We start from the raw sequence: 25,840 nt of genomic DNA on the forward strand, positions 1-25,840 counted from the left end.
GGTCGATGACCGTTTTCAGCCCCTTCCAGACTAGGAACCCCCTACATGAGCAGCGACCTGATCAAACACGTCTCCGACGCTTCGTTCGAAGCCGACGTGCTCAAGTCCGGCACCCCGGTGCTGATCGATTACTGGGCCGAGTGGTGCGGCCCTTGCAAGATGATCGCCCCCATCCTGGACGAGGTCAGCAGCGCCTACGAAGGCAAGCTGCAGGTCGCGAAGATGAATGTGGACGAGAACCGTGAAGTGCCGGCCAAGTACGGCATCCGCGGCATCCCCACGCTGATGCTCTTCAAGGATGGCCAGTTGGCCGCCACCAAGGTCGGCGCCCTGTCCAAGCAGCAGCTGACGAGCTTCCTGGACGCCCACCTATAATTTGCGTCCACGGGCACCGCAGCAACGCGGTGCCCGGCCCCCTGCAGCCCCCCGGAACCCCGAGGCGCGGCGCAGGTTTCTCCCCCAAGTTCCCTCCGACCTTCCGTTGTTCCGCCGCAGGCCCCAGGCTTGCCCCGGCTCTGCGTGAGCAAGCCGTCAGGACCGATAGGACCCTATGCATCTCTCCGAACTCAAGGACCTGCACGTCTCCGCCCTCATCAAGATGGGCGAGGCGCTGGAGATCGAAAACGTCACGCGCATGCGCAAGCAGGAGCTGATGTTCGCGATCATGAAGAAGCGCGCCAAGGCGGGCGAGCAGGTCTTCGGCGACGGCGTGCTCGAAGTGCTGCCCGACGGCTTCGGCTTCCTGCGCTCGCTGGACACCAGCTTCATGGCCAGCACGGACGACATCTACCTGTCGCCCAGCCAGATTCGCCGCTTCAACCTGCACACCGGTGACATGGTCGAAGGCGAGGTGCGGGTGCCGAAGGACGGCGAGCGCTACTTCGCGCTGGTCAAGGTGGACCGCATCAACGGCCTGCCGCCCGAGGACAGCAAGAACAAGATCATGTTCGAGAACCTGACACCGCTGTTCCCCAAGGAACAGTTCAGGCTCGAACGTGAGGGCACCAAGGGCGAGGAAAACGTCGCCAGCCGCATCATTGACCTGGTCGCCCCCATCGGCAAAGGCCAGCGTGCCCTGCTGGTGGCCCAGCCCAAGACCGGCAAGACGATGCTGATGCAGCATCTGGCCCACTCCATCGTGGCCAATCATCCCGAGGTGCACCTGATCGTCCTGCTGGTGGACGAACGCCCCGAGGAAGTGACCGAGATGGTGCGCACGGTGCGCGGCGAGGTCATCAGCTCCACCTTCGACGAGCCGGCCGCCCGCCATGTGCAGGTGGCCGAAATGGTGATCGAGCGCGCCAAGCGTCTGGTCGAACTCAAGAAAGACGTGGTGATCCTGCTGGACTCGATCACCCGCTTGGCCCGCGCCTACAACAACGTGCTGCCGAGCTCTGGCAAGGTGCTGACCGGTGGTGTGGACGCCAACGCCCTGCAGCGCCCGAAGCGCTTCTTCGGCGCCGCGCGCAATGTCGAGGAAGGTGGCTCGCTCACCATCATCGGCACCGCACTGATCGACACCGGCTCCAAGATGGACGAGGTGATCTACGAGGAATTCAAGGGCACCGGCAACTGCGAGATCCATCTGGATCGCCGCATGGCCGAGAAGCGCGTCTACCCCTCGATCCTGATCAACCGCAGCGGCACCCGTCGCGAGGAACTGCTGCTCAAGCCGGAAATCCTGCAAAAGACATGGATCCTACGAAAGCTCCTCTACCCGATGGACGAGATCGAGGCGATGGAGTTCCTGCTTGAAAAGATGAAGGCGACGAAGAACAACCACGACTTCTTCGACCTGATGCGGCGAGGGGGCTGAGGTCGGAGCGAGAACGGTCCTGCGGACCGTTCGACCCCGACCGAAGGACGGCGGGCCGTCCCGCGGCCGCCGGCTGGGCAGGCTCGGTGGTTGCAGGCCACCTCACCCCAATCCTCTGGCTATAATCGCGGGCTTTTCGCCCCACACCCCGGAAAAGTGCGCCCGCAGTTGAGAGGGGCGTGGCTCTCCACCTACTTCTGAGGTACCCATGAAAGAAGGCATTCACCCCAATTACCGCGACGTCTGCTTCGTGGATCTGTCCAACGGTTTCAAGTTCGTGACCCGCTCGACCGTGTCCACGAAGGAAACCATCAAGATGGAAGACGGCCGCGAGCTGCCGCTGATGAAGCTGGAAACCACCAGCGAGTCGCACCCCTTCTACACCGGCACCCAGAAAAGCGTGGACAACCTGGGCGGTCGCGTCGAGAAGTTCCGCAACAAGTTCGCTCACCTCAAGAAGTAAGCCAACTCCTGTTGCCCCAAGAAAGCAGCCTGCGGGCTGCTTTTTTGTTTGCGCCGAAACGGCAGCCTTCGGGCCGCCCTTTTGTTGGCATCATCCGCCGCCGTGATCCCTGCATCCCCTGCCCTCGTTGCCCAAGCCGGCGCCCGTCCGCTCTCGCGCTGGGCCCTGCTGCTGATCTGCCTGGCCTATCTGCTTCCCGGTCAATTGAGCCGAGAACCCTGGCGCCAGGGGGACTTGACGAGCTTCGGCTTCATGGCGGCACTGGCGCGTGGCGAGTCTTCCTGGTGGACGCCTACCCTGGCCGGCCTGGCTGCGCCCGACGGTGCGCTGCTGCCCTACTGGCTGGGCGCCGGCAGCATGCTGGCCCTGCCGATGCTGGATACCGCCCTGGCCGCGCGCCTTCCATTCATCTTGCTGCTGGCGCTGGTGCTGGCCCTGGTCTGGTACGCCACCTTTCACTTTGCGCGCACCGAGGCCGCGCAACCGGTGGCGTTTGCCTTTGGCGGCGAAGCCAACACGCTGGACTACGCCCGCGCCCTGGCCGATGCCGCCCTGCTGGCCCTGATCGCCTCGCTCGGCCTGCTGCGCATCGGGCATGAGGCCACGTCTGCGCTGCTGCAGCTGGTGGGGGCGGGCCTGTGGCTCTACGCCATGGCGGCCGCTCCCTACCGGGACCGCCGCGCCCAAGTCCTGGTGGCGCTTGGCCTGCTGATTCTTTCCCTCAGCGGCGCGCCCTTTGTGGCCCTGCTGCTGGCCCTGGCCGGTTTGCTGATTTGCCAGTACTCGCGCTTCGAAGGCGCCAGGCGCCTGCGCTGGGGACTGGCCCTGGGCATGCTGACGGCCGGTGCAGCGGCCTTCATCAGCCATGCCTGGACCTGGCGACTGGACGCCTTGCAAGCCGGCAACCTGCTGCAACTGCTGCTCTGGTTCCTGTGGCCGAGCGGCGCGCTGACGCTGTGGACGCTGTGGCGCTGGCGTGGCCACCTGGGTTTTCGGCACATCGCCGTCCCCCTGAGCCTGGCCGCGGTGGGGCTGCTGGCCTGCCTGTCGATGGGCGGAAGCGACCGCGCCCTGCTCGTCGCCCTGCCCGGCCTGGCCGTGCTGGCCAGCTTTGCATTGCCCACGCTGAAGCGCGGCGCGAGCGCCATGCTGGACTGGTTCTCGCTGTTCTTCTTCAGTGCGGCGGCCTTGTTCGTCTGGGCCTACTACCTGGCCCTGCACACCCCCTGGTTTCCGAAGCTGCTGGCCAATGTGCAGCGCCAGTCGCCGGGCTTTCAGGCCGAATTTGAAGGGCTGGCCCTGCTGCTGGCGGTGGCGGGCACCTTGGCTTGGTTGACGCTGGTGCGCTGGCGCTCCAGCCGCCAGCGCGCCGCGCTATGGCGCAGCCTGGTCCTGCCGGCCGGCGGCCTCGTGTTGTTGTGGCTGCTCTTCATGACGCTGCTGCGCCCGGCTGCTGACCGTGCGTTGGGTCATCAAAGCCTGCTGTCGCAGTTGCAGCTGGCCATTCCGGCTGAGGCCGACTGTGTGGCCGCACCCGGCCAGTCACTGGATGTGCTGTCGACCCTTCAGGCGCTGGGGAAGTGGCGTACGGACGGCCGCACTCCGCTCGCCAGCAGCTCCTGCAGCTGGGCGCTGTTGCGCCTGCCACGCCGCGTCAGCTACCAGCCGCCGGAAGGCTGGGAGGCCGTGCGCCAGATCGAACGTCCCGCGGACCGCGGCACCTGGTATTGGGTGCTGCGGCGCCGCTGACTCAGGCGCTGCGCACGCGATTGGCGGGCCAGCACAGGCTGAACCGGGACCCGCGACCGACCTCGGACTCAATGCGCAGCTGGCCGCCATGGCGCTGGCAGATGTGCTTGACGATCGAAAGGCCCAGGCCCGTGCCTCCGGTCGCGCGCGAACGCGACCCGTCCACCCGGTAGAAGCGCTCCGTCAGGCGCGGCAGGTGCTCGGCGGCGATGCCCGGGCCGTTGTCCTGCACGCTGAGCTGCAGGCCACCGTCTTCCAGGCGCTCCAAGCTCAGGCTGATGCATCCTTGCGGCGGCGTGTAGCGCACGGCATTGCTCAAGAGGTTGGTCAGCGCGCTGTGCACTTCAGAGTCCACGCCCGCCAGCGCCAGGCCGGTGCGAGCCTGGGGCCAAACGAACTCGTGGCGCCCCGCCGATAGCCCCTGCGCTTCGGCCTGCACCAGGTCCAGCAGGTCGTCCAGGCTCCACCAGGCGTCCGCCGGCGGCCGCGGGCTGCCTTCCAGCCGCGCGAGTGTCAGCAAGTCATCCACCAGAGACTGCATGCGCTGGGACTGCTGCCGCATCAACTCCAGCACGCGCGCGCGCTCGCCCTCCTGCAGTGGCAGGGTGGCCATGGTCTCGACAAAACCCGTCAGCGCCGCCAGCGGCGTGCGGATCTCATGCGAAACGTTGGCCACAAAGTCGCGGCGCATGGCCTCGGTACGCTCGCGCTCGCTGACATCCTGGCTCAGCAGCAGGCGGGCCCCCTCGCCGTAATGGCGCAGCGTCAGCGCCAAGCTGCGGCCGTCGTGCAGGGGCACGGTCAGCATCTGCTGGTACTGGTTGGATTGCAGGTAGCGCACGAAGTCCGGGTGCCGCACCAGATTGGTGATGCGCTGCATCAGGTCGCGCTCGGGGTGCAGGCCGAAATGATCCGCAGCCTGGCTGTTCAGCCAGACGATCTGCTCATTGGCGTCGAGCAACAACACACCGTTGGGTGAGGCCTCGATGGCCGACAGGAAGTTCTGCAGGCGCAGACGCTCGCGCTCGGCGTCACGCCGCGCGCCATCGAGCAGACGTTCGATGCGGTAGATCAGCTCGGCAAACGCCCCGCCCAGCACGGGGGCGGCACGCTCGCGCGGCTGACGCAACCAGGCCAGCAGGGCGCGCACCCGCCAGGTACCCAGAAGACCCCAGCCCAGCGCCGTGATCGCAGCGGCCAGGCTGGTGCTCAGCCAGGCGGAGTCCGCCACGCCAGGCAGGTGCAGCGGCAGCAGCACGGCCAGGGCGAGGATCAGCAGAGCCAGGCCTGCCTGCAAACCTCGCATGGGCTCAGCGGAGCGTGGCGGCGAGGCGCTCGGCGCAGCGCTGGGCCAGCGCTGCGTCGGCAGCTTCCACCATCACCCGCACCAGGGGCTCGGTACCCGAGGGGCGAATCAGCACGCGACCCTGCTCACCCAGTTCCTCCGTCACCTCGGCCTGTACCTTTCCGAGCTCCGAGTTGGCACGCCAGTCCTGGCCGGGCTGCAGCCGCACATTGATGAGAGTCTGCGGGAAGAGCTGCACGTCGCCGAGCTGCTCGGCCACCGAGCGCCCCGAGCGCACCACGGACTGCAGCACGAGCAGCGCGCTGACGATGCCGTCGCCAGTGGTGTGCTTGTCCAGCGCCAGCAAATGCCCGGAGCCTTCACCGCCCAGCTCCCACCCGCGTGCGCTCAGCTCTTCCAGCACATAGCGGTCACCCACCTTGGCGCGAACGAAGTCGACCCCGGAGCGCCGCAGTGCCACTTCGACGGCCATATTGGTCATCAGGGTGCCGACAGCACCAGGCACCCGCAGGCCTTGCTGCAGGCGATCCTGCACCATCAGATACAGCAGCTCATCACCATTGAACAGCCGGCCGCTGGCGTCGATCAATTGCAGGCGATCGGCATCTCCATCCAGGGCTACGCCATAGTGCGCACCGTGCTGGCGCACGGCCTGCTGCAAGGCTTGCGGCGCGGTGGCGCCAAACCCGGCATTGATGTTGTAGCCATCCGGACTGCAGCCGATCGCGATGACCTCGGCGCCCAGCTCATGCAGCACATCGGGCGCAACGTGGTAGGCCGCGCCGTGGGCGGCATCGATGACGATCTTGAGCCCGCGCAGCGAAAGATCTGCCCCGAAGCAGGACTTGCAGAACTCCACATAGCGGCCTCGGGCATCGGCGAGCTTGCGCGCCTTGCCCAGGTGCCGGCTGTCGACGTAGCCCGGCGGTTCCGTCAACGCTGCTTCGACCTCCAGCTCCCAGGCGTCCGGCAACTTCTCGCCTTTGGCAGAGAAAAACTTGATGCCGTTGTCCTCGAACGGGTTGTGTGACGCGCTGATCACCACGCCCAGATCCTGGCGCAGGGCGCGCGTCAGGTAGGCCACGCCCGGCGTGGGCAGCGGGCCGGTCAACAGCACGTCCACCCCCACCGACACCAAGCCTGCTTCCAGCGCGGACTCGAGCATGTAGCCGGAGATGCGCGTGTCCTTGCCGATGAGCACGGCCGGCCGCACCTGGCTGCGCTTGAGCACCTGACCGACGGCCTGGCCCAAGCGCAGGGCGAAGTCGGCGGTGATCGGAGCCACGCCCACGGTACCGCGAATGCCATCGGTGCCGAAATACTGACGACTCATTGTGTGGATCCTGTGTTGGATTTCATGGGGTTGATTGTCCGTGCTTGGGCTGCAGGGCCTGCCAGGAACGCAGGGCGTCCACTGTCGCGGCGACGTCGTGCACGCGCACGATGCGGGCACCTTGGCTCACCGCCGCAAGCAGCGCAGCCAAGCTGGCCGGCAAACGCTGCTCCACGCTGCGGCCCGTCAACCAGCCCAGCGTCGATTTCCTGGACCAGCCCACCAGCAAAGGGGCCCCCAGCCCATGCAACTCGGCCAAACGGCGGCCCAGCTCCAGATTCTGTTCCGGCGTCTTCGCAAAGCCGAAGCCCGGGTCGAGCGCGATCTGTGCGGGCTGCAGCCCATGCACCCGCAGCACACGCATGCGCTCGCCCAGGAACTCACGTACCTCCGTCACCACGTCGGCATAGGAGGTGAGCGCCTGCATGGTGCGGGGCTCCCCGCGCATGTGCATCAGGCAGACCCCGGCGCCCGGGTAGCGGGCGAGCACTTCGACGGCACCTTCGTGCTGCAGCGCCTGGATGTCATTGATGACATCGACACCCGCGTCCAGCGCGCGCTGCATCACCTCGGGCTTGCAGGTGTCGACCGACAGCGGCACCCCCCAGCGCACCAGCTCCCTCAAGACCGGCTGCAGTCGCCCCCATTCCTGCTCGGCCGGCACCGGCTGGGCTCCTGGGCGGCTGGATTCCGCCCCCAGGTCCAGCAGATGAGCCCCTTCCCGCAGCAGTTGCTCGGCGTGGCGCAGCGCCGCGCGGCTGTCCAGCCACCGGCCGCCGTCCGAGAACGAATCTGCCGTCAGGTTGACGATGCCCATCACCCGGGCTTGCGCCAGGTCGATGTTGAAACGGGTGGTTTGCCAGTTCATGGGATCAAGGGGCAAGGGCATGGCGCAAAACAAAGGGCCCCGCAGGGCCCTTGCTGATGCACGGAGCGGTCAGACCGTCGCCGTGGCACTGCCCGTGACGGGCGGTGCGGCACCATCGCCACCCGCAGTCCCGCCGGTGCCACCGGAGGACTCCTTCGGCGGGCGCGGCGGACGGCCCTGCATGATGTCCTCGACCTGCTCACCGTCGATGGTTTCCCACTCGAGCAGCGCCTTTGCCATCGTGTGCATCTTGTCCGAATGCTCTTCGATCAACTGACGGGCACGGCTGTACTGCTCGTCGATGATCTTGCGCACTTCGGTATCCACCTTGCGCATGGTCTCTTCCGAGATGTTCTTGGTCTGCGTCACCGAGCGACCCAGGAACACTTCCCCTTCGTTCTCGGCGTAGACCATCGGGCCCAGGCTGTCGGTCATGCCGTAGCGCATCACCATGTCGCGCGCGATGGAGGTGGCTCTTTCAAAGTCGTTGCTGGCGCCGGTGGTCATCTGGTTCATGAAGACCTCTTCGGCGATACGACCGCCGAACAGCATCGCAATCGTCGAGAGCATGCGAATTTTGTCGGTGCTGTAGCGGTCCTTTTCCGGCAGGGATACCGTGACGCCCAACGCACGACCACGCGGGATGATGGTGACCTTGTGCACCGGATCGAGCTTGGGCAGCAGCTTGCCGATCAACGCGTGCCCCGCCTCGTGATAGGCGGTGTTCCTGCGCTCCTCCTCGTCCATCACCATGGACTTGCGCTCGGCGCCCATCAGGATCTTGTCCTTGGCGCGCTCGAAATCGATCATCTCCACGATACGGGCATTGCGACGCGCAGCAAACAGAGCCGCCTCATTGACCAAGTTGGCCAAGTCTGCACCGGAGAAACCAGGGGTGCCGCGCGCAATAATTTCGGCCTTCACATCGCCACCCAGCGGCACCTTGCGCATGTGCACATTCAGGATCTGCTCGCGACCGCGAATGTCCGGCAGCGTCACATAGACCTGGCGGTCGAAGCGCCCAGGACGCAGCAGGGCCGGATCCAGAATGTCCGGGCGGTTGGTAGCAGCCATCACGATGACGCCGAGATTGGTCTCGAAGCCATCCATCTCCACCAGCATCTGGTTCAGCGTCTGTTCACGCTCGTCGTTGCCGCCGCCCAGTCCGGCGCCACGATGGCGGCCGACGGCGTCGATTTCATCGATGAAGATGATGCAGGGCGCGTTCTTCTTGGCCTGCTCGAACATGTCGCGCACGCGCGCCGCGCCCACACCGACGAACATCTCGACGAAGTCGGAACCCGAGATCGTGAAGAACGGCACCTTGGCTTCGCCCGCGATGGCCTTGGCCAGCAGGGTCTTGCCGGTACCCGGAGGGCCGACCAGCAGCACGCCGCGCGGGATGCGACCACCCAGCTTCTGGAACTTCTGGGGGTCCTTCAGGAAGTCGACCAGTTCCTTGACCTCTTCCTTGGCTTCGTCGCAGCCCGCCACGTCGGCGAAGGTGGTCGAGTTGTTGTTCTCGTCCAGCATGCGCGCCTTGCTCTTGCCGAAGCTGAAGGCACCGCCCTTGCCGCCCCCCTGCATCTGACGCATGAAGTAGATCCACACGCCGATCAGCAGCAGCATCGGGCCCCAGCTCAGCAGCAGGGTCATCAGAAGACCCTGCTCCTCGCGCTTCTCGAAGCTGAACTTGACGTTGTTGCGGATCAGGTCGCCAGTCAGGCCGCGGTCGGAGAAACCGCCCTGGACCCGGATGTCGCGACCGTCATTGGTCTTGGCGATGATCTCGACACCCCCCGGGCCTTCGATCAACTTGGCCGCACCGATGCGGCCCGCGTTGACCTCGACCAGGAATTCCGAGTACTGCATCTGCTCGCCGCGAGCATTGGCGCGATCGAACTGCTTGAAGACAGTGAAGAGCACCAGCAGGATCACTGCCCAGACGGCGATCTTCGAAAACCAGGGGTTGTTCACTTCAATCCTTCCAAACGCCGGGTTTGCCCCGATGCGGAGCGTGGCACCTGAGCGCAAGTGGGGCCCATTCTAGGGAGTTCAAGTCTTCAGCGTGCCGCCCGCTTGAGGCGCATGCCCACCAAAAAGGTTTCTGCCGACCGATCGCGGCTGGCCTTGGGCTTGATCGGCTTGACGACCTGAAAGTTCTGCCGGAACAACTCGACCAGTTGGCTATAGCCACTGCCATGGAAGACCTTGGCAACCAAGGCCCCCTCGGTCTTGAGGTGCTGCTGGCAGAAGTCGAGCGCCAGCTCGATCAGGTGCTCGATGCGCGCCGCATCAACGTTCTCCACGCCAGAGAGATTGGGCGCCATGTCCGACACCACCAGATCCACGGCGGCGCCGCCCAGAGCCTCCGCCAATTGGTTCGCCACAGCCTCCTCGCGGAAGTCACCCTGGATGAACTGAACGCCCTCGACCGGCTCGAAGTCGAGCAGGTCCAGCGCCACGATACGACCGTTCAGCTCCCCCACCGCGGCCCCGCCCTGCCCGGCAACCTTGGGAGCGAAGCGACGGCGCAGGTACTGGCTCCACGCGCCCGGCGCGGCGCCCAGATCCACCACCAGCTGGCCTGGCTTGATCAGCCCCAGCTGCTCGTCGATCTCCTTCAGCTTGTAGGCCGCGCGCGACCGGTAGCCTTCCTTTTGCGCCAGGCGCACATAGGGATCGGTGACATGGTCATTGAGCCAGGCCTTGTTGACTTTCTTGCTCTTGGTCTGAACTTTCATCGCACCACGATAATCCGCGAATGACTGCTTTGATACTCAATAGCGCCCAGCGCCGCGAATTGCGCGCCCAGGCCCATCATCTGGAACCGGTGGTGATGATCGGGGCCGACGGCCTCACCCCTGCGGTCACCAAGGAAGCCGACGCCGCGCTCAACGCCCATGGCTTAATCAAGGTGCGCGCCATGATGGATGACCGCGCAGCCCGTGAGGGCGCCTTCGTGACGCTGTGCGAGACCCTCGATGCCGCGCCGGTCCAGCACATCGGCAAGCTGTTTGTCATCTGGCGCCCCATCCCTGAGAAGGTCAAGGCGCCGGAGGACAAGGCCAAGGCTGCGCCGCGCATCGTCAAGGTGGTCAAGGCCTCGAAGGGCAAGTTCCAACGGCCCCAGGTCAAGAGCCTGCGCGTGATGGGCAACGAACGCGTCACGGCGGGCGGCATCGTCAAGCGTGCCAAGCCGCGCATGCAGAGCAAGAAGGGCGGCTGAGCCCCGCCCTCACCGCGTCTTCCAGGCCAGGGCGAGCACAACGACCGTCTTGGCCGCGAACGCGGCCATGCTGCCCGCGTGGAGCCAGGCAAATCGGGTCTGGCCCAACTCCTTGGCCTGAAGCATCAAGGGCTGCAGCACCTCAAAGCCCAGCACGGTCAGAAAGACCGCCAGCAAGGGAAGCCACAGGGCGGCATTGAACTGCAGCCTTTCGGGATGGGCTTGGCGCTGTAAACGCTGCTCGCTCAGTATCAGCAAAACGCCTAGCACCAGGCTGAGGCGCGCGTCCAGCAGAAAGAGTCGCCCGACATAGGCACCCGCTTCGGGTCTCGCCAGCGTGGCGAAGGCATTGGGGGCCGCCAGCAACGCCACCGTCAGCAACTGGCCAGCCCACAGGGCAGCCAGCAGCGAGCGTGCCTTCAGCGCCTTAGACGTAGCGCACCTCGACGATCTCGTAGCTGCGTTCGCCCCCCGGCGCCTGATAGCTGGCCACATCACCGGCTTCCTTGCCGATCAAGGCCCGCGCGATGGGGGAGCTGATGGAGATGCGTCCGGTCTTCAGGTCGGCCTCGTCGTCACCCACGATCTGGTAGGTCACCTCATTGCCGCTGCTCTCGTCCGACAGCAGCACGGTGGCGCCGAACACCACCTTGCCGCCGGCATCAAGCTCCGCTGGGTCAATGACTTTGGCGGCCGCGAGCTTGCCCTCGAGCTCCTGGATGCGGCCCTCGATGAAGCCTTGCTTGTCCTTGGCCGCGTCGTATTCGGCGTTCTCGCTCAGATCACCCTGGGCGCGCGCCTCGGCGATGGCCTGAATCACGGCGTGGCGTTCCACGGTCTTGAGGCGGTGCAACTCTTCGCGCAGCAGCTCGGCGCCGCGCTTGGTCAGGGGAATGGTGGCCATGGTTGTTCTCGGGTCAAAAGCAAGCCGCCGCACCCGGCAAGCCAGGAGCGGCGGCGATGGACAGACTCAAATTTTAGGCGAGCTCGGCGTGTAGTTCCTGCAGGGATCGCACCAACAAGCCCTCCTGGTGCTTCATCCCTTCCACCGCGGCCTCGCAACCCGCCATGGTGGTGTAGTAGGTCACACGGTTGGCCAGCGCGGCCTGGCGGATGTAACGGCTGTCGGCGATCGCGGTGCGGGTCTCATCGACGGTCGTGAACACGAGCTGGATATCGCCCCCCTTGATCGCATCGGCGATGTTGGGGCGGCCCTCCTTGATCTTGTTCATCATGCGCACCGGCACACCGATGGCTTCGATGGCGGCCGCGGTGCCGCGGGTGGCGATGACGCCAAAGCCGAGCTCATGCAGGTCCCTGGCCAAGGCCACGGCACGTGCCTTGTCGCTGTTCTTCACCGTGATCAGCACATTGCCCGCACGCGGCAGGCGCGAGCCGGCACCGATCTGGCTCTTCAGCATGGCTTCGCCGAAGGTCTTGGCCGCCCCCATGACTTCGCCGGTGGAGCGCATCTCGGGGCTGAGGATGGGATCCACGCCAGGGAACTTGTTGAAGGGGAAGACCGCCTCCTTGACGCTGTAGTACGGCGGGGTGACCTCGCGCGGTGCCACGCCCCCCAGCCCCTTCTGATCCTTCAGCTTGACGCCCGCCATGCAGCGGGCGGCAATCTTGGCCAACTGCTGGCCCGTCGCCTTGGACACGAAGGGCACGGTGCGCGAGGCACGCGGATTCACTTCCAGCACGTAGACCGTGCAGGCGGGCAGTCCGCGTGCCACATCGCCCTGGATGGCGAACTGCACGTTCATCAGGCCGATCACCTTCAGGGCCTTGGCCATCGCGGCAGTCTGGCGGCGCAACTCATCCTTCAAGTCATCGGCCAGCGTGTAAGGCGGCAGCGAGCAGGCGGAGTCACCACTGTGGATGCCGGCCGCTTCGATGTGCTCCATGATGCCGCCGATCAGCACTTCCTCACCGTCGCTGATGCAGTCAACATCCACCTCGACCGCATCCTCCAGGAAGCGGTCCAGCAGCACCGGCGACTTGTCGGAGACACGGACCGCCTCGCGCATGTAGCGCTCCAGATCTTTGTCGCCGTGCACGATCTCCATCGCACGGCCACCCAGCACGTAGCTCGGGCGCACCACCAGCGGGTAGCCGATCTCGTTGGCCAGCGCGATCGCAGCATCTTCGGTGCGTGCAGTGCGGTTGGGCGGCTGCTTGAGGCCCAGTTCATGCAGCAGCTTCTGGAAGCGCTCGCGGTCCTCGGCGATATCGATCGAATCCGGCGTGGTGCCGATGATGGGCACGCCCGCACGCTCCAGGTCCAGTGCCAGCTTCAGCGGGGTCTGGCCGCCGTACTGCACGATGACGCCCACCGGCTTTTCCTTCGCGACGATCTCCAGCACGTCCTCAAGCGTCACCGGCTCGAAGTAGAGGCGGTCGCTGGTGTCGTAGTCGGTCGAGACGGTCTCGGGATTGCAGTTGACCATGATGGTCTCGTAGCCATCCTCGCGCATCGCCATCGCCGCGTGCACGCAGCAGTAATCGAACTCGATGCCCTGACCGATGCGGTTCGGGCCACCCCCCAGCACCATGATCTTCTTCTTGTCGGTCGGCTCGGCCTCGCACTCCTCGTCGTAGGTCGAGTAGAGGTAGGCCGTCTGGGTAGCGAACTCGGCGGCGCAGGTGTCCACACGCTTGTAGACCGGCCGGATGCCCAGTTCATGGCGGCGCGCGCGCAGCTCGTGCTGGTTCGTGCCCAGCAGCGTCGCCAGACGGCGATCCGAGTACCCCATTTGCTTGTAGGCGCGCAGCGTGGCGGCATCCAGCGATGCCAGGTTGCGGCCACTCAGCGCCTGCTCGGCACGCACGATCTCCTCGATCTCCCGCAGGAACCAGGGATCAATCGACGTTTCGCGCTGGATTTCATCGAAAGGCATACCCACGCGGAAGGCATCCGCCAGGTAGAGGATGCGATCCGGCTTGGCCTCGCCGATCTGCTCGGTGATTTCCTCGCGATCGGTGCTGCGCGGAGTCAGGCCGTCAATGCCCGTCTCCAGGCCGCGCAAGGCCTTCTGGAAGCTTTCCTGGAAGCTGCGGCCCATCGCCATCACCTCGCCGACCGACTTCATCTGCGTGGTCAGGCGCTGGTCGGCCATCGGGAACTTCTCGAAGGCGAAGCGCGGAATCTTGGTGACGACGTAGTCGATCGAGGGCTCGAACGAGGCGGGCGTGGCGCCGCCCGTGATGTCGTTCTTCAGCTCGTCCAGCGTGTAGCCGACGGAGAGCTTGGCGGCGATCTTGGCGATCGGGAAGCCCGTGGCCTTGGAAGCCAGCGCCGAGCTGCGCGAGACGCGCGGGTTCATCTCGATGACGATCATGCGGCCATTGGCCGGGTTGATCGAGAACTGCACGTTCGAGCCACCGGTGTCCACGCCGATCTCGCGCAGGATGGCGATCGATGCGTTGCGCAGCATCTGATACTCGCGGTCGCTCAGGGTCTGCGCCGGCGCGACGGTGATCGAGTCGCCGGTGTGGATGCCCATCGGATCGAGGTTCTCGATCGAGCAGACGATGATGCAGTTGTCGGCGCGATCGCGCACGACCTCCATCTCGTACTCCTTCCAGCCGAGCAAGCTCTCCTCGATCAGCAGTTCCTTGGTCGGAGACAGGTCCAGACCGCGCTTGCAGATCTCCTCGAACTCCTCGGGGTTGTAGGCAATGCCACCGCCGCTGCCGCCCAGCGTGAAGCTGGGGCGGATGACCATCGGGAAACCGGAGCCGCCGATCTCGTGCTGGATGCGGCGCTGCACGGCCCAGGCCTCTTCCATCGAGTGGGCGATACCCGACTTGGCCGAGCCAAGGCCGATCTTGGTCATCGCGTCCTTGAACTTCTGGCGGTCCTCGGCCTTTTCGATCGCGTGCTCGTTGGCACCGATCATCTCGACGCCGTACTTCGCCAGCACGCCGTGGTGGTGCAGGTCGAGCGCGCAATTCAGCGCCGTCTGCCCCCCCATGGTGGGCAGCACGGCGTCAGGCCGCTCCTTGGCGATGATCTTCTCGACCACCTGCCAGGTGATGGGCTCGATGTAGGTCGCATCGGCCATCTCCGGGTCGGTCATGATGGTCGCCGGGTTGCTGTTGACGAGGATGACGCGGTAGCCCTCCTCGCGCAGCGCCTTGCAGGCCTGGGCGCCGGAGTAATCGAATTCGCAGGCCTGGCCAATGACGATGGGGCCGGCGCCGATGATGAGGATGCTCTTGAGGTCGGTACGCTTGGGCATTCTTCTTATTCCTTGGCCATCAGGGAGACAAAGCGGTCGAACAGGGTGCCGATGTCATGCGGCCCTGGACTGGCTTCGGGGTGCCCCTGGAAACTGAAGGCGGGCTTGTCGGTGCGGGCGATGCCTTGCAGGCTGCCGTCGAACAGGCTGATGTGTGTGGCACGCAGATGGGGCGGCAGGGTCTGTGCGTCGACCGCGAAGCCGTGGTTCTGGCTCGTGATGGAGACGCGGCCGGTGTCCAGGTCCTTGACCGGATGGTTGGCGCCGTGGTGACCGAACTTCATCTTGAAGGTCTTGGCACCGCTGGCCAGCGCCAGGATCTGGTGGCCAAGGCAGATGCCGAAGGTCGGCAGCCCGGCCTCCACCAGGGTGCGCGTGGCCTCGATCGCGTAGTCGCAGGGCTCTGGGTCGCCAGGGCCGTTGGAGAGGAACACGCCGTCCGGTTCGAGATCGAACACGCGGCTGGCGGGGGTCTGCGCGGGCACCACCGTCACGCGGCAGCCGCGCGAGGCCAGCATGCGCAGGATGTTGCGCTTGACGCCGAAGTCATACGCCACGACGTGGAAGCGCGAACGGGCCGACTTCTCAAAACCACCCTCCAGGCTCCATTCGCCCTCGGTCCACACTTCCTCTGCGCTGCGGCTCACGACCTTCGCCAAATCCTGCCCAGCCATGCTGGCGGCTGCGCGCGCGCGCTGCAGGGCCTGTTCCCAATGCGCTTCCGTGACCGCTTCACCCGGGGCCAGGGCCCACAGACAGGCGTTCTGGGCACCCGTCGAGCGCAGGATCCGCGTCAGTCTGCGGGTGTCGATGCCGGCAATACCGACGCAGCCATTGGCGCTCAGGTAGTCCTGCAGCCTTTGCTGGCTGCGGAAGTTGGACGCTGCAGCGGGCACCTGACGCACCACCAAGCCGGCAGCGTGCACCCTGTCACTTTCCCCATCGGCCTCGTTCACCCCATAGTTGCCAATGTGCGGATAGGTCAGCGTGACGATCTGGCGGCAGTAGCTGGGATCGGTCAGGATCTCCTGGTACCCAGTCAGCGCGGTATTGAAGACCAATTCGCCCACCGAGGAGCCCAGGGCTCCGATCGAGTGGCCGAGAAAGCGCGAACCGTCGGCGAGGACCAGCAGACAGCTGGCGGCGGGAGGGGTGGTCGGCGAAAGCAAAAGCGCAGCTCCTTCTTTGAGCGCGCCCCGCCTGCCCTGGATGTAGCGGCCTGAATGCGGAGATCGAGGGGGTTTGGGTTCGAGGCGCGCTGTTTTAGGGTAAACCTGAGGAGTATAGCGCGGGGACCATGGGCCTCATGCGGCGCAAGCCGCGAAGGCGGTGTTGAACGCCTTCGCAAGGCTGGCCCCGGCATGGGTCAGCTCCAGCCGCCCCGTGCAAGCCCAAGGCAGCGACCTGACACGCGAGCAATCAGCGCGCCGGCAGCCCGGCTCCAGCGATTCAGTCGCGGTCGAACACCGCAATGCTCTCGACATGCGCCGTGTGCGGGAACATGTTCACCACGCCGGCCGCACTGCAGCGATACCCTGCCAAGTGAACGAGCACCCCTGCGTCCCGGGCCAGCGTGGCCGGGTTGCAGCTGACGTACACGATGCGCTGGGGAGGGTTCCATCCGGGAGCGGACGACGGGTCTTGCACGGCATCCGCCACGGCCTTGGCCAAGGCAAAGGCACCTTCGCGCGGCGGGTCGACCAGCCATCGGGCCGCAGAGCCATAGGCCGCCAGGTCGGCGGGTGCCAGTTCAAAGAGATTGCGCGCCTCGAAGCGGGTCTTGGCCGCCAGGCCGTTGTGCCGCGCGTTTTCGCGCGACCGGGCCACCAGCGCCTCACTGCCTTCGATGCCCAGCACTTCGCGCGCCTGCCGTGCCAGGGGCAAGGTGAAATTGCCCAGGCCGCAGAACCAGTCGATCACCCGCTCCTCGGCCTGCACCGCAAGCAGGCCAAGTGCCCGATGCACCAGCACCCGGTTGATGTCGTGGTTCACCTGCGTGAAATCGGTCGGCTTGAAAGGCATCTCGATGCCGAACTCGGGCAAGCGGTAGCTCAGCGGTGCCACGGCCTCATCCAGCAGATGCACGCTGTCCGGCCCCTTGGGCTGCAGCCACCACTGCACCCCATGCTGCGCCGCGAACTGGCGCAAGGCCTGCTGGTCGTTCGCACTCAAGGGCTCCAGATGACGCAGCACCAGGGCGATCACGCTGTCGCCCATCGCCAATTCGATCTGAGGCAAACGCTCGCACGCGTCCATAGACTGAATGAGCGCCCGCAGCGGCATCAGCAGCGCGCTGACCTCCGGGGGCAGAACCGGACAGACCTGCATGTCCGCCACATAGCGGCTCTTGCGCTCGTGAAAGCCCACCAGCACGGTGCCCTTCTTGGCCACATAGCGCACCGACAGGCGAGCCCTCCGGCGGTAGCCCCAGGCCTGCCCCTCAATCGGTCGCAGCACCCGCTCTGCCCGCACCTTGGCGAGGTGCGCCAGGTTGTCTTCCAGGACACGCTGCTTGACCGCGATCTGCGCCGCCGGATGGAAGTGCTGCATCTTGCACCCGCCACAGGCTCCGGCATGCAAACCGAAATGCGGACAGCCTGGCCGCACCCGCTGCGGGCTTTCACGCCGCAGGGCGCTGATGACGCCCTGCTCCCAGTTGTTCTTGCGCCGCCCGACCACCGCACGCACCGTCTCGCCGGGCAAGGCGCCTTCAATGAAAACCACTTTGCCGTCGGCACGCCGGGCCACGCCCTGCGCCTCCAGATCCAGCGATTCGACTTTCAGCCACTCGTCTTGATTGCTCATCCGGCAATTATCCGGACCGGGCGCAAGTGCCCGGCCGGGAGCGAGTGGCATCGCTAAAAGAGGGTGTCCGGTTGCACGCCCTGGCGGATGAGGCTGCGCTTGAGCTTGCCCAGCGCCTCCACCTGGATCTGCCGGATGCGCTCGCGGGTGAGGTGCAACCTCCCGGCCACGGCATCCAGGGTCTCGGGCTCACGCGCAAACAGGCCAAAGCGCGCCTCCAGCACCTCGCGCTCGCGCTCCGTCAGTTCGCCCAGGCCCTGGGCCAGCAATTGCTCCACCTCCTGGAGCAAGCGCACCTGCAGAGGGTCCAGATGACTGGCGTCGCCCACATGGTCCACCATGGACTCATGCGCCTCGCCCTCGCGGTCCAGCGGCGCATCGAGTGAGGCGGGAAGCTCCAGATGGGCCAGCAAGGCCTGCACCTCGGCGATGGGGCGACGCAGCAGCTGCGCCAGGCCCTCCACGCGAGCCTTGCCGTCCTGCACGCCAGGCAAGGCCTCAATGGTGCGCCGCGCACGCAGCAGGGCGCTGAGCTCGCGCACGACGTGCACGGGCAGGCGTACCAGCCGAGTCTGGTGCATCAAGGCGCGATCAATGGCTTGCCGAATCCACCAACTCGCATAGGTCGAGAACCGAAAGCCCCGCTCCGGCTCGAACTTTTCGATTGCATGGATCAGGCCGAGGTTGCCTTCCTCGATCAGATCGCCCAGGGGCAGGCCGCGTCCGAGATGATGCTTGGCGATGGACACCACCAGGCGCAGGTTGTGTTCCACCATCGCCTGCCGCGCGGCGAAATCGCCGGCACGGGCGCGCACCGCTGTGGCGTATTCCTCTTCCGCACTCAGCAGCGGGGTGCGGCGGATCTCACGCAGGTAGATCTGCAGGGCATTGCCGCCACTCTCGAGCGCATCGTCCGATGCACCGAAGCCCTCACCCGCCTCGGCATTGGCTTTGTTCGTTCGCGGTGGGCGCGCCGGCATGGAACCTCCAAGGCCCCGCCGCGCGAGGGCTGGAAATCAGCGCGGCGGCAGCAATTTTGCCGGGTCCACCGGCTTGCCCTTGCGGCGAATTTCAAAGTGCAGCTTGACCTGATCGGCATCCGAGCTGCCCATCTCGGCAATGCGCTGCCCCTTGCGCACCAATTGGTCTTCCTTCACCAGCACCGTCTGGTTGTGCGCGTACGCACTCAGATAGGTTTCGTTGTGCTTGATGATGACCATGTTGCCGTAGCCGCGCAGGCCGGAGCCGGCGTACATCACACGGCCATCGGCCGCCGCCAGCACTGCATCCCCCGCCTTGCCGCCGATGCCTATGCCCTTGTTGCGCTGCTCGTCAAAGCTGGCGATCAGGGCCCCCGGCGAAGGCCAGGCCCAGCCGATCTCGCCTTCCCCATTGGCCGAAGCGGCGGCAGCCGGCGGCGCCACCGCCACCGGCACAGGCATAGGCACGGGCACAACAGCACTGGCGGCGCCCGCCACGGGCAGAGGCAGCGTGCTTGACTTGCCGTCCGCGCTGCGGGCATCCAGTGGCTTGGTCTCGGGCTTGACTGCTGAGACGACTGGCCGAGTGGCCAAGCCGTCTGCCGGAGAAGCCGCCGCTGCAACGGCCTGCGGCGGAACCGTCCGGAGCACCTGCCCCACCTCGATCAGGTTGGGGTTGTCCAGCGCATTCCAGCGCGCCAGGTCGCGCCAGCTCAGTCCGTGGTCCAGGGCAATCCGCAACAGGGTGTCGCCCTGCTTGACCACATAAGTGCCCGGTCGCGCCGGCTCAGCGCTTGCCGAAGCACGCGGCTCTGCGGTGTGGGCACCCGTCGACTGGCCATCAGCCGGCGCAACGGTGCGGTCCTCAACCGGGGCGCGATGCGGTTTCGGTGCCGCGCAGGCAGTGAGCAGAAGGACGGCAGCTAGCGAAGTAAGGCGCAGGACTTGCACACGGCAAGGCAGGGAGACCAGGATCATGCAGACGATGAGACTTCGCAAAAGGTGCCGGAGCGGCGGAGGGAACGCTGCGGATTCGAGCGTCAGACCAGAACGCCAGATTTTAGAGGGACGAAGGAAACGCCCTCGCACTCCGTCAGCCGCCATTCCTGCGACCCTTCACCGCCACGCACCCGGTCCACCACCATCAGACGCTGGCCACCCGCCCCCCGCGCGACCGGCGCCACCAAGCGGCCGCCCGGCGCCAGTTGCTGGAGCCAAGCCTCAGGGATCGCCTCCCCACCCGCCGCCGCGATGATGGCGTCGTAGGGGCCAACGCCCAGGCGGCCCAGGCTGCCGTCGGCCAGCAGAAGCTGAATGGAGCACAACGGCAACTCCGATTTCAGGGCACTGAGGCGCGCTTGGGCACCATGATGCAGCGCGGCAATGCGCTCCACCGAGGTCAGGCGCTCTGACAACAAGGCCAGCAACGCCGCCTGGTAGCCACAGCCCGTGCCGATCTCCAGCACACGGCCCAGGCGCACTTCCGCACCACCGCGAAGACGACCCGGAGCCTCCACCAGCAATTGCAGCATGCGGGCCACCACCGAAGGCTTTGAAATCGTCTGGCCGTGGCCGATAGGCAGGCTGGTGTCCTCGTAGGCCTGAGGTACGAACGCCGAATCCACGAATCGGTGGCGCGGCACGCGCTCAAACGCGCTGAGCACAAAGTCTTCTGCCAGCTTCAGCTGGCGCAAGCGCTCCACCATGCGCATCCGCACGCCGGGAGAGTCCAGGCCGATGCCGCTTGGGGGGCGCAAACGGGCGCTGTCGCGCGTGGCCTCATGCAAAAGGCGCTGCGGGCGCAGCACGCCGCCGGGCGCCCGCCTGCTCATTGGGGCGCCGCAGACGCCAGGCGCCCCTGCCAGTACGAGAGCCGCTGGTGGTGCGTCAGGTCCACTTGCAGGGGAGTGATGGAAATCGCGCCGTTCTGCACCGCGTGGAAATCCGTCCCCTCCCCTCCTTCACGCACCTCGCCCGGCGGCCCGATCCAGTACATCGCCTCACCGCGCGGGTTGACTTGGCAATGTGCGCCGGAATTGGCGTGCCGCTTACCAAGCCGCGTGATGCGCCTGGGAAGTGTGTCGGCATCGCTGCGGTTCGGGATATTCACGTTGAGCAGAAAGGGTTCGCCCAGCGGCTGGCGAAGCACCTCCTCCACCACCGCTCGCGCCGCTCGCGCCGCGGCATCCAGGTGCGCCCAGTCGCGCTCGACCTGCGAGAACGCAATCGCCGGGATGCCAAACAGATAGCCCTCAGTGGCCGCCGCCACGGTGCCGGAATAGATCGTGTCGTCGGCCATGTTGGCGCCGTTGTTGATGCCTGACAGCACGAGGTCCGGACGCCATGCCTCGAGCAGTGTCGTCAGCGCCAGGTGCACGCAGTCGACCGGCGTGCCATTGACGAACCGGAACCCGTTCATGCCGCGCTGCACCGACAAGGGGCGATGCAGGGACAGTGAATTGGAGGTTCCGCTGGCGTTCTGTTCCGGGGCGATCACCTCGATTTCACCCAAGCCCTGACAAGCCTGCACTAAGGCGGCCAGTCCGGGGGCGAGGTAGCCGTCGTCATTCGCGATAAGGATGCGCATCCACCCATTCTAGAAATGCCCGGCGATTGCCCCGCGCTTGGGGGGGGAAGGAGCCAAACACCTACGGGTAGCATCATCAGTCCACCCTGCACGCACCCATGGCCGTCAAAGTACTCATCCTCGAAGACAACTCAGTCGCGCGGAGCTTTTTGTGCAAGGTGGTTCGCGAGAGCTTCAGTGACGATCTTGAAATCGTCGAAAGTTCCGATCTGGAATCAGCCCGGCGCGAGATTCAGCTGGCTCAGGCGGGAAACCCCTTCCGGCTCTATCTGATCGACCTTGAGTTGCCTGACGGCAGCGGCATGGAACTGCTGCAGGAGCTCAATCGGGCGCCCGGCCTGAAGATCGTCAGCACGCTTTACTCGGACGACGAACATCTCTTCCCGGCGCTCCAATTGGGCGCTGGCGGCTACCTGCTGAAGGAAGATCGCTTCGAGGTGCTCGTGGAGGAGTTGCAGCGCATCGTGCGTGGTCAGCCGCCCTTGTCTCCGGCCATTGCGCGGCGCCTACTTGGCCATTTCCGCCCCGGCTCCAGTGGCGACAGTGGCCCGATGGGTTTGAACAGCGGCTTCGGCAGCTTCTCTTCTGCCTCCCGCCCTGCGCCGCTCGATCCCGCAGAGGACGCCAACCGTCTTAGCGCGCGCGAAAACGAGGTGCTGACCTATCTGAGCAAGGGTTTCACCGTCAAAGAGATTGCCAATCTCATGGGTGTGAAGTGGTTCACCGTGAACGACCACATCAAGGCCATCTATCGCAAGCTCAGCCTCAGCAGCCGCGCCGACGCCAAGGCCTAGCCCACCGCACAGGGCAAGCCGCAGCGCGGAATAAAAAACGGGCGCCAGAGGCGCCCGTTTTTTATTGAATCTTGGGGTGGCTGATGGGACTCGAACCCACGACGACAGGAATCACAATCCTGGACTCTACCAACTGAGCTACAGCCACCGTCGAAAGCCAAGCAGTATAGCAAGGAATCAGGGACTGGAAGCCGCTTTCGCTGGCGAGGTCAAGATTTTTGCCTTGTACCACGCCTTCAACGCTTCCAGGTACGCAAGCCCTTCGGCATTGGCCAGCGCCTGCGCGTACTGTTGCTCCGCCTGCTTGGCCGGAACCTCTTGCTCGCTCGGCGGCTTCACAGCATTCAAACGCACCAGCAGGTACCCGCCCGTGCCAAGGTCCACACCAAAGGGTTTGGCCAGATTACCTGCCGGCGCCTGCAAGACTTTGCTCAGGGCTTCACGCGGCAGCCCCTGCGGGTTCATGCGCGAGACAGTGACCGTGGCGTCGTAGCTGAGCTCGTCCGCCTTCTGCGCCAACAGCGCTTCCCCCGCTTTCTTGGCCAAGGCGGCGGCACGCTCCATCAGCAGTTGCTCGCGCACGGCCTCCTTCACCTCATCGAGCGCGGGCGCCGCGGCCGGCACATGCTTCAGCACGCGCGCCGAAACAAGCTGCTGAACGCCGGTTTCCACAGCTTCCGTATTGCGCTTGCTTTTCAGCGACTCCGGAGCGAAGACGGCCTCAATCAATTTGGGCGAAGCCAACGGACCCTGCGCACCCGCGGCGGGGACACGCCCCAGGTCAGCCTTGCGCAGCGCGAGCTGGAACTTTTCCGCCACGGGCTGCAGCGCATCCGCCTGCTCATAGACCGCGTTGCTGAACTGCTCGGAAAGCGTCTGGAACTCTTTCTTGGCCAGTTCGCTGCGCTGCTCCGTCTCCAGTTCGGCGCGCACATCCTCGAAGCTGCGCACATCCCCGCCGCGGATTTCGCTGACGGTCACCAAATGCAGGCCGAACTCGCTGCGCACGATGGGGCTGACCTCGCCCTTGCCAAGTGCAAATGCCGCATCGGCAATGGCCTTCACATTGAAGTCCTTGCCAATGAAATCCAATTCGCCGCCGGACGCTGCGGAAATCTCGTCCTGCGAATGCTTGCGGGCCAGGGCCGCAAATTGCTTGGGATCGCTACGCAGCTGGGCTTGCAGAGACTCGAGCTGCGCACGCGCAGCGGCCTCCTGCTCTGCCTTGGCGCCCTCGTCGAGCTTGATCAGGATGTGGCTGACCCGTCGTTCTTCCGGGGTGCTGAAACGCTTGCGGTTCTGCTCGTAGTACGTCTTCAGCTCGCCCTCGTTGATCTGCACACGCTGCTTCAGGGCCTCGGCATCAAGCACCAGGTATTCGATCTGCGCTCGCTCGGGCTGCATCCAGCGCTTCTGCGTAGCGGGCAACTGGTAGTAGGTCGCCACGTCGGCATCGCTGAGTTGAACCTGGTCCCGATAGGCCTGAGCCTCCAGGCGCTTGACGCTGATGTCACGCTGCTGAAGCAGTGCGTCAAATGCCAGCTTGCCGCCAAGCTTGAGGGAGCGCGGCAGCATGTCGGCCGGAGCGAGTACCTGCTGAAGACCGAGGTCCTGCCGCAGCCGTTCCGCAAAGCCTTCCGAACTCATGCCCTGTGCGGCGAGCAGGGCCTTGTTGGGCTGCCCTTCCGGCGTGCGCAAGAAGGCGTAGGCCGGCGAGCGGCGGAACACCGAGGCCACCCGACCATCGGCGGCCATCAATTGCTGCTTCTGCACGGCGGTCTCCAGCGCACGGCGGCTGACGAGCCCCTCCAGCGCCTGCTGGCGGGCTTCCGGGCTGTCCAGCAGCTTGGGATCCATTTGCGGGTTCTCACGCCGCATGCGCTCAGCCTGCTCACGCGCCGCGTTGTCCCAGTCGCCCTGCGTGATCTTGTGGCCATCGACCGTTGCCACTTTCAGCCCCACGCCATCCGAGAAGCTCGAATAGCCCTGTACGCCGAGCGCCACGAAGGAGGGCAAGATCAATACCAGCAGGATCAGCTGCAACCAGCGGCTGTGGGTTCGTACAAAGTCAAACATCCAGCTTCCTCAGGGGGCCAACAGCCCGCAAACGAACAAAAGGCGAACCGAGGTTCGCCTTGACTCCAACAGGGGCGGCCATTGTAGGGAGCGCGGCCTGACTGCTGGACGACCGATGCCGTCGGTGGTGGGTGCTGACGGGCTCGAACCGCCGACCTACTCCGTGTAAGGGAGCCGCTCTACCAACTGAGCTAAGCACCCGACGGGTCGAACTCCTTACTTGATCGCGTCCTTGAGCGCCTTGCCCGGACGGAACTTGGGCGTCTTGCTCGACTTGATCTTGATGGCGTCGCCAGTGCGCGGATTGCGGCCCGTACGAGCCGCGCGCTTGGTGACGCTGAAGCTGCCAAAGCCCAGCAGCGACACGGTGCCATTCTTCTTCAGCGTGGTCTTGATGCCGCCAATCATGGCCTCCAGCGCACGCTGGGCCGCCGCCTTGGACAGATCCGCTTGCTTGGCAATGTGTTCGATCATTTCCGACTTGTTCACGCGAAGGTCCCTTATAGGCAGTGTCTTGAATTGTTGGATGCGCACGGCCTGAGCAGCGTGCGGGGCGCGGATTCTAGGCGCAGGCCGCTCACTCGACGCGAGCGCGAATTTCCGGCAACGCCTTCTGCAAGTAGTACACCATCGACCACACCGTCAGCACCACGGCCACGGCCAGCAGCCACTGCCCCCAAAGACGGGTATCGATGAGCCCGAAGAGCCGCCCATCGAACAGCAGGAACGGGATGGCCACCATCTGGGCGGTGGTTTTCAGCTTGCCCACCATGTGCACCGCCACGCTCTTGGCCGCACCGATCTGTGCCATCCATTCCCGCAGCGCCGAGATCGCGATCTCACGACCGATGATGACCAGCGCAAACAAGGCGCTGACCCGCTGCAGTTCCAGCAGCACCAACAGCGAGGCGCAGACCAGGAACTTGTCGGCCACCGGATCCAGGAAGGCCCCGAACGAGGAGGTCTGATTCAGCCGACGTGCCAGGTAGCCGTCGAGCCAGTCGGTCAACGCCACCGTCACGAAGAGCACGGTGGCAATCAGGTTGCGGGTCGGCGCGTCAATGGGCAGATGAAACACCCCAACGATCAGCGGAATGGCGACGATGCGCGCCCAGGTCAGCAGGGTGGGGATAGTGAAAAACATCGGGGGATTGTGCGCCACCGCTCCTGGCTTCAATCAAGGCTGCGCGGCTTGAAGCGGCGCTCGTCGTCGAACAAAAAGGTTTCGGTGAAGACCCAAGGGGCTGGCAGGTGGCGCATGTCACCAAAGGGCGCCGCGCGCATCAGGGCCTGGCGCGCCAGCTCGATCGTGTCCTTCGCTTGACGCGGCTCGCGCAGCACGCTGATGTGTTTGATGTGTCCGTTGGCCTGCAGCTCGATCTGCAGCACCGGCACCGCCAGCAGCACCGGCGGCGCCTTGCTCCGGTACACACCGCTCGGATTGGCCAGCAACAAGCGCTCGGCGACTTGCCGCCTCAACTCGGCCCAACTGCGCGCCGCGACGGGGCGCGGCAGCACGAGGGCTGGACTCATGGTGGCTGCGGCTGCGGCCGGTTGGGACGGTGCCACGGCGGGTGCTGGTGGATCGCC

Annotated in this window: 24 protein-coding genes and 2 tRNA genes; 6 read left to right on the top strand and 20 right to left on the bottom strand. The window is 65.5% G+C overall.

Annotated features, from left to right (window positions below):
* The first annotated feature begins 45 nt into the window (after positions 1-45).
* The 4 genes from trxA (at position 46) to ACE3QP_RS02775 (ending at position 4,028) form a co-directional block, all read left to right on the top strand.
* Positions 46-375: a thioredoxin TrxA gene (trxA, locus tag ACE3QP_RS02760; protein ID WP_198109950.1), complete on the top strand. Its 330-nt coding sequence runs from the start codon at positions 46-48 to the stop codon at positions 373-375.
* A gap of 175 nt (positions 376-550) precedes the next feature.
* Entirely contained in the window at positions 551-1,816 is a 1,266-nt protein-coding gene (rho, locus tag ACE3QP_RS02765) for a transcription termination factor Rho (RefSeq protein ID WP_374433398.1), read from the top strand.
* Positions 1,817-2,024: 208 nt separating this feature from the next.
* A complete protein-coding gene (locus ACE3QP_RS02770) occupies positions 2,025-2,279 on the top strand; it encodes a type B 50S ribosomal protein L31 (RefSeq protein WP_374433399.1) in 255 nt (84 codons plus the stop codon).
* A gap of 102 nt (positions 2,280-2,381) precedes the next feature.
* Entirely contained in the window at positions 2,382-4,028 is a 1,647-nt protein-coding gene (locus ACE3QP_RS02775; protein WP_374433400.1) for a hypothetical protein, read from the top strand.
* Position 4,029: 1 nt separating this feature from the next.
* On the opposite strand, the gene phoR is transcribed toward ACE3QP_RS02775, so the two are convergent.
* The 5 genes from phoR to ACE3QP_RS02800 form a co-directional block, all read right to left on the bottom strand.
* Positions 4,030-5,334 (bottom strand): phosphate regulon sensor histidine kinase PhoR, encoded by a 1,305-nt coding sequence (phoR, locus tag ACE3QP_RS02780; RefSeq protein ID WP_374433401.1) that lies wholly within the window; start codon positions 5,332-5,334, stop codon positions 4,030-4,032.
* Positions 5,335-5,338: 4 nt separating this feature from the next.
* Entirely contained in the window at positions 5,339-6,667 is a 1,329-nt protein-coding gene (gene glmM, locus ACE3QP_RS02785) for a phosphoglucosamine mutase (protein WP_374433402.1), read from the bottom strand.
* A 22-nt stretch (positions 6,668-6,689) separates the two neighbouring features.
* Positions 6,690-7,535 carry a dihydropteroate synthase gene (gene folP, locus ACE3QP_RS02790; protein ID WP_374433403.1) on the bottom strand — a complete coding sequence of 282 codons (846 nt, stop codon included), beginning with the start codon at positions 7,533-7,535 and terminating at the stop codon, positions 6,690-6,692.
* A gap of 69 nt (positions 7,536-7,604) precedes the next feature.
* On the bottom strand, positions 7,605-9,512 hold the full coding sequence (gene ftsH / locus ACE3QP_RS02795) for an ATP-dependent zinc metalloprotease FtsH (RefSeq protein ID WP_198109957.1): 1,908 nt from the start codon (positions 9,510-9,512) through the stop codon (positions 7,605-7,607).
* Positions 9,513-9,598: 86 nt separating this feature from the next.
* Complete coding sequence (locus tag ACE3QP_RS02800) at positions 9,599-10,279, bottom strand: RlmE family RNA methyltransferase (RefSeq protein WP_374433404.1); 681 nt, start codon at positions 10,277-10,279, stop codon at positions 9,599-9,601.
* A 20-nt stretch (positions 10,280-10,299) separates the two neighbouring features.
* Between ACE3QP_RS02800 and ACE3QP_RS02805 the strand changes: the two genes are divergently transcribed.
* Positions 10,300-10,764 (top strand): YhbY family RNA-binding protein, encoded by a 465-nt coding sequence (locus tag ACE3QP_RS02805; RefSeq protein WP_374433405.1) that lies wholly within the window; start codon positions 10,300-10,302, stop codon positions 10,762-10,764.
* Positions 10,765-10,773: 9 nt separating this feature from the next.
* On the opposite strand, the gene ACE3QP_RS02810 is transcribed toward ACE3QP_RS02805, so the two are convergent.
* The 9 genes from ACE3QP_RS02810 to surE form a co-directional block, all read right to left on the bottom strand.
* Positions 10,774-11,259 (bottom strand): DUF4149 domain-containing protein, encoded by a 486-nt coding sequence (locus ACE3QP_RS02810; protein ID WP_374433406.1) that lies wholly within the window; start codon positions 11,257-11,259, stop codon positions 10,774-10,776.
* Positions 11,192-11,668: a transcription elongation factor GreA gene (gene greA, locus ACE3QP_RS02815; RefSeq protein WP_198109961.1), complete on the bottom strand. Its 477-nt coding sequence runs from the start codon at positions 11,666-11,668 to the stop codon at positions 11,192-11,194. Before greA ends, ACE3QP_RS02810 begins: the two co-directional genes overlap by 68 nt.
* A gap of 73 nt (positions 11,669-11,741) precedes the next feature.
* A complete protein-coding gene (gene carB / locus ACE3QP_RS02820; protein WP_374433407.1) occupies positions 11,742-15,008 on the bottom strand; it encodes a carbamoyl-phosphate synthase large subunit in 3,267 nt (1,088 codons plus the stop codon).
* 5 nt (positions 15,009-15,013) lie between these two features.
* Complete coding sequence (gene carA / locus ACE3QP_RS02825) at positions 15,014-16,177, bottom strand: glutamine-hydrolyzing carbamoyl-phosphate synthase small subunit (protein WP_374433408.1); 1,164 nt, start codon at positions 16,175-16,177, stop codon at positions 15,014-15,016.
* A 280-nt stretch (positions 16,178-16,457) separates the two neighbouring features.
* Positions 16,458-17,813: a 23S rRNA (uracil(1939)-C(5))-methyltransferase RlmD gene (gene rlmD, locus ACE3QP_RS02830; protein ID WP_374433409.1), complete on the bottom strand. Its 1,356-nt coding sequence runs from the start codon at positions 17,811-17,813 to the stop codon at positions 16,458-16,460.
* Positions 17,814-17,866: 53 nt separating this feature from the next.
* Positions 17,867-18,793 carry a sigma-70 family RNA polymerase sigma factor gene (locus tag ACE3QP_RS02835; protein ID WP_374433410.1) on the bottom strand — a complete coding sequence of 309 codons (927 nt, stop codon included), beginning with the start codon at positions 18,791-18,793 and terminating at the stop codon, positions 17,867-17,869.
* Positions 18,794-18,829: 36 nt separating this feature from the next.
* A complete protein-coding gene (locus ACE3QP_RS02840; RefSeq protein WP_374433411.1) occupies positions 18,830-19,771 on the bottom strand; it encodes a peptidoglycan DD-metalloendopeptidase family protein in 942 nt (313 codons plus the stop codon).
* A 62-nt stretch (positions 19,772-19,833) separates the two neighbouring features.
* Positions 19,834-20,625 carry a protein-L-isoaspartate O-methyltransferase gene (locus ACE3QP_RS02845; RefSeq protein WP_374433412.1) on the bottom strand — a complete coding sequence of 264 codons (792 nt, stop codon included), beginning with the start codon at positions 20,623-20,625 and terminating at the stop codon, positions 19,834-19,836.
* On the bottom strand, positions 20,622-21,380 hold the full coding sequence (gene surE / locus ACE3QP_RS02850) for a 5'/3'-nucleotidase SurE (protein ID WP_374433413.1): 759 nt from the start codon (positions 21,378-21,380) through the stop codon (positions 20,622-20,624). Before surE ends, ACE3QP_RS02845 begins: the two co-directional genes overlap by 4 nt.
* Positions 21,381-21,478: 98 nt before the next feature.
* On the opposite strand from surE, the gene ACE3QP_RS02855 reads away from it, so the two are divergent.
* Entirely contained in the window at positions 21,479-22,174 is a 696-nt protein-coding gene (locus ACE3QP_RS02855; RefSeq protein ID WP_374433414.1) for a LuxR C-terminal-related transcriptional regulator, read from the top strand.
* 72 nt (positions 22,175-22,246) lie between these two features.
* On the opposite strand, the gene ACE3QP_RS02860 is transcribed toward ACE3QP_RS02855, so the two are convergent.
* From ACE3QP_RS02860 to ACE3QP_RS02885, 6 genes are all read right to left on the bottom strand, one after another.
* Positions 22,247-22,322, bottom strand: a tRNA-His gene (locus tag ACE3QP_RS02860).
* Between the two features lie 29 nt (positions 22,323-22,351).
* Entirely contained in the window at positions 22,352-24,250 is a 1,899-nt protein-coding gene (locus ACE3QP_RS02865) for a SurA N-terminal domain-containing protein (protein WP_374433415.1), read from the bottom strand.
* 125 nt (positions 24,251-24,375) lie between these two features.
* A tRNA-Val gene (locus ACE3QP_RS02870) sits at positions 24,376-24,451 on the bottom strand.
* 15 nt (positions 24,452-24,466) lie between these two features.
* Positions 24,467-24,739: an HU family DNA-binding protein gene (locus tag ACE3QP_RS02875; RefSeq protein ID WP_198109970.1), complete on the bottom strand. Its 273-nt coding sequence runs from the start codon at positions 24,737-24,739 to the stop codon at positions 24,467-24,469.
* A gap of 88 nt (positions 24,740-24,827) precedes the next feature.
* Positions 24,828-25,394, bottom strand: coding sequence for a CDP-diacylglycerol--glycerol-3-phosphate 3-phosphatidyltransferase (pgsA, locus tag ACE3QP_RS02880; RefSeq protein WP_374433416.1), 567 nt, complete (start codon positions 25,392-25,394; stop codon positions 24,828-24,830).
* Positions 25,395-25,423: 29 nt separating this feature from the next.
* A complete protein-coding gene (locus ACE3QP_RS02885) occupies positions 25,424-25,783 on the bottom strand; it encodes a hypothetical protein (RefSeq protein ID WP_374433418.1) in 360 nt (119 codons plus the stop codon).
* Positions 25,784-25,840: the final 57 nt, after the last annotated feature.

This window comes from Inhella sp., assembly GCF_041912635.1.
Lineage (GTDB): Bacteria > Pseudomonadota > Gammaproteobacteria > Burkholderiales > Burkholderiaceae_C > Inhella.

Bases quoted from the DNA above. Each gene is read 5' to 3' on its own strand.
- ACE3QP_RS02800 (WP_374433404.1), bottom strand. From the start codon at position 10,279: ATGAAAGTTCAGACCAAGAGCAAGAAAGTCAACAAGGCCTGGCTCAAT.
- phoR (WP_374433401.1), bottom strand. From the start codon at position 5,334: ATGCGAGGTTTGCAGGCAGGCCTGGCTCTGCTGATCCTCGCCCTGGCC.
- glmM (WP_374433402.1), bottom strand. From the start codon at position 6,667: ATGAGTCGTCAGTATTTCGGCACCGATGGCATTCGCGGTACCGTGGGC.
- surE (WP_374433413.1), bottom strand. From the start codon at position 21,380: ATGCGCATCCTTATCGCGAATGACGACGGCTACCTCGCCCCCGGACTG.
- ACE3QP_RS02805 (WP_374433405.1), top strand. From the start codon at position 10,300: ATGACTGCTTTGATACTCAATAGCGCCCAGCGCCGCGAATTGCGCGCC.
- ACE3QP_RS02855 (WP_374433414.1), top strand. From the start codon at position 21,479: ATGGCCGTCAAAGTACTCATCCTCGAAGACAACTCAGTCGCGCGGAGC.
- ACE3QP_RS02835 (WP_374433410.1), bottom strand. From the start codon at position 18,793: ATGCCGGCGCGCCCACCGCGAACGAACAAAGCCAATGCCGAGGCGGGT.
- pgsA (WP_374433416.1), bottom strand. From the start codon at position 25,394: ATGTTTTTCACTATCCCCACCCTGCTGACCTGGGCGCGCATCGTCGCC.
- folP (WP_374433403.1), bottom strand. From the start codon at position 7,535: ATGAACTGGCAAACCACCCGTTTCAACATCGACCTGGCGCAAGCCCGG.
- greA (WP_198109961.1), bottom strand. From the start codon at position 11,668: ATGGCCACCATTCCCCTGACCAAGCGCGGCGCCGAGCTGCTGCGCGAA.
- ACE3QP_RS02840 (WP_374433411.1), bottom strand. From the start codon at position 19,771: ATGATCCTGGTCTCCCTGCCTTGCCGTGTGCAAGTCCTGCGCCTTACT.
- ACE3QP_RS02865 (WP_374433415.1), bottom strand. From the start codon at position 24,250: ATGTTTGACTTTGTACGAACCCACAGCCGCTGGTTGCAGCTGATCCTG.
- carB (WP_374433407.1), bottom strand. From the start codon at position 15,008: ATGCCCAAGCGTACCGACCTCAAGAGCATCCTCATCATCGGCGCCGGC.
- ACE3QP_RS02810 (WP_374433406.1), bottom strand. From the start codon at position 11,259: ATGTGGCCAGCTATCAGGCGCCGGGGGGCGAACGCAGCTACGAGATCG.
- ACE3QP_RS02845 (WP_374433412.1), bottom strand. From the start codon at position 20,625: ATGAGCAGGCGGGCGCCCGGCGGCGTGCTGCGCCCGCAGCGCCTTTTG.
- rlmD (WP_374433409.1), bottom strand. From the start codon at position 17,813: ATGAGCAATCAAGACGAGTGGCTGAAAGTCGAATCGCTGGATCTGGAG.
- rho (WP_374433398.1), top strand. From the start codon at position 551: ATGCATCTCTCCGAACTCAAGGACCTGCACGTCTCCGCCCTCATCAAG.
- ACE3QP_RS02885 (WP_374433418.1), bottom strand. From the start codon at position 25,783: ATGAGTCCAGCCCTCGTGCTGCCGCGCCCCGTCGCGGCGCGCAGTTGG.
- ACE3QP_RS02770 (WP_374433399.1), top strand. From the start codon at position 2,025: ATGAAAGAAGGCATTCACCCCAATTACCGCGACGTCTGCTTCGTGGAT.
- trxA (WP_198109950.1), top strand. From the start codon at position 46: ATGAGCAGCGACCTGATCAAACACGTCTCCGACGCTTCGTTCGAAGCC.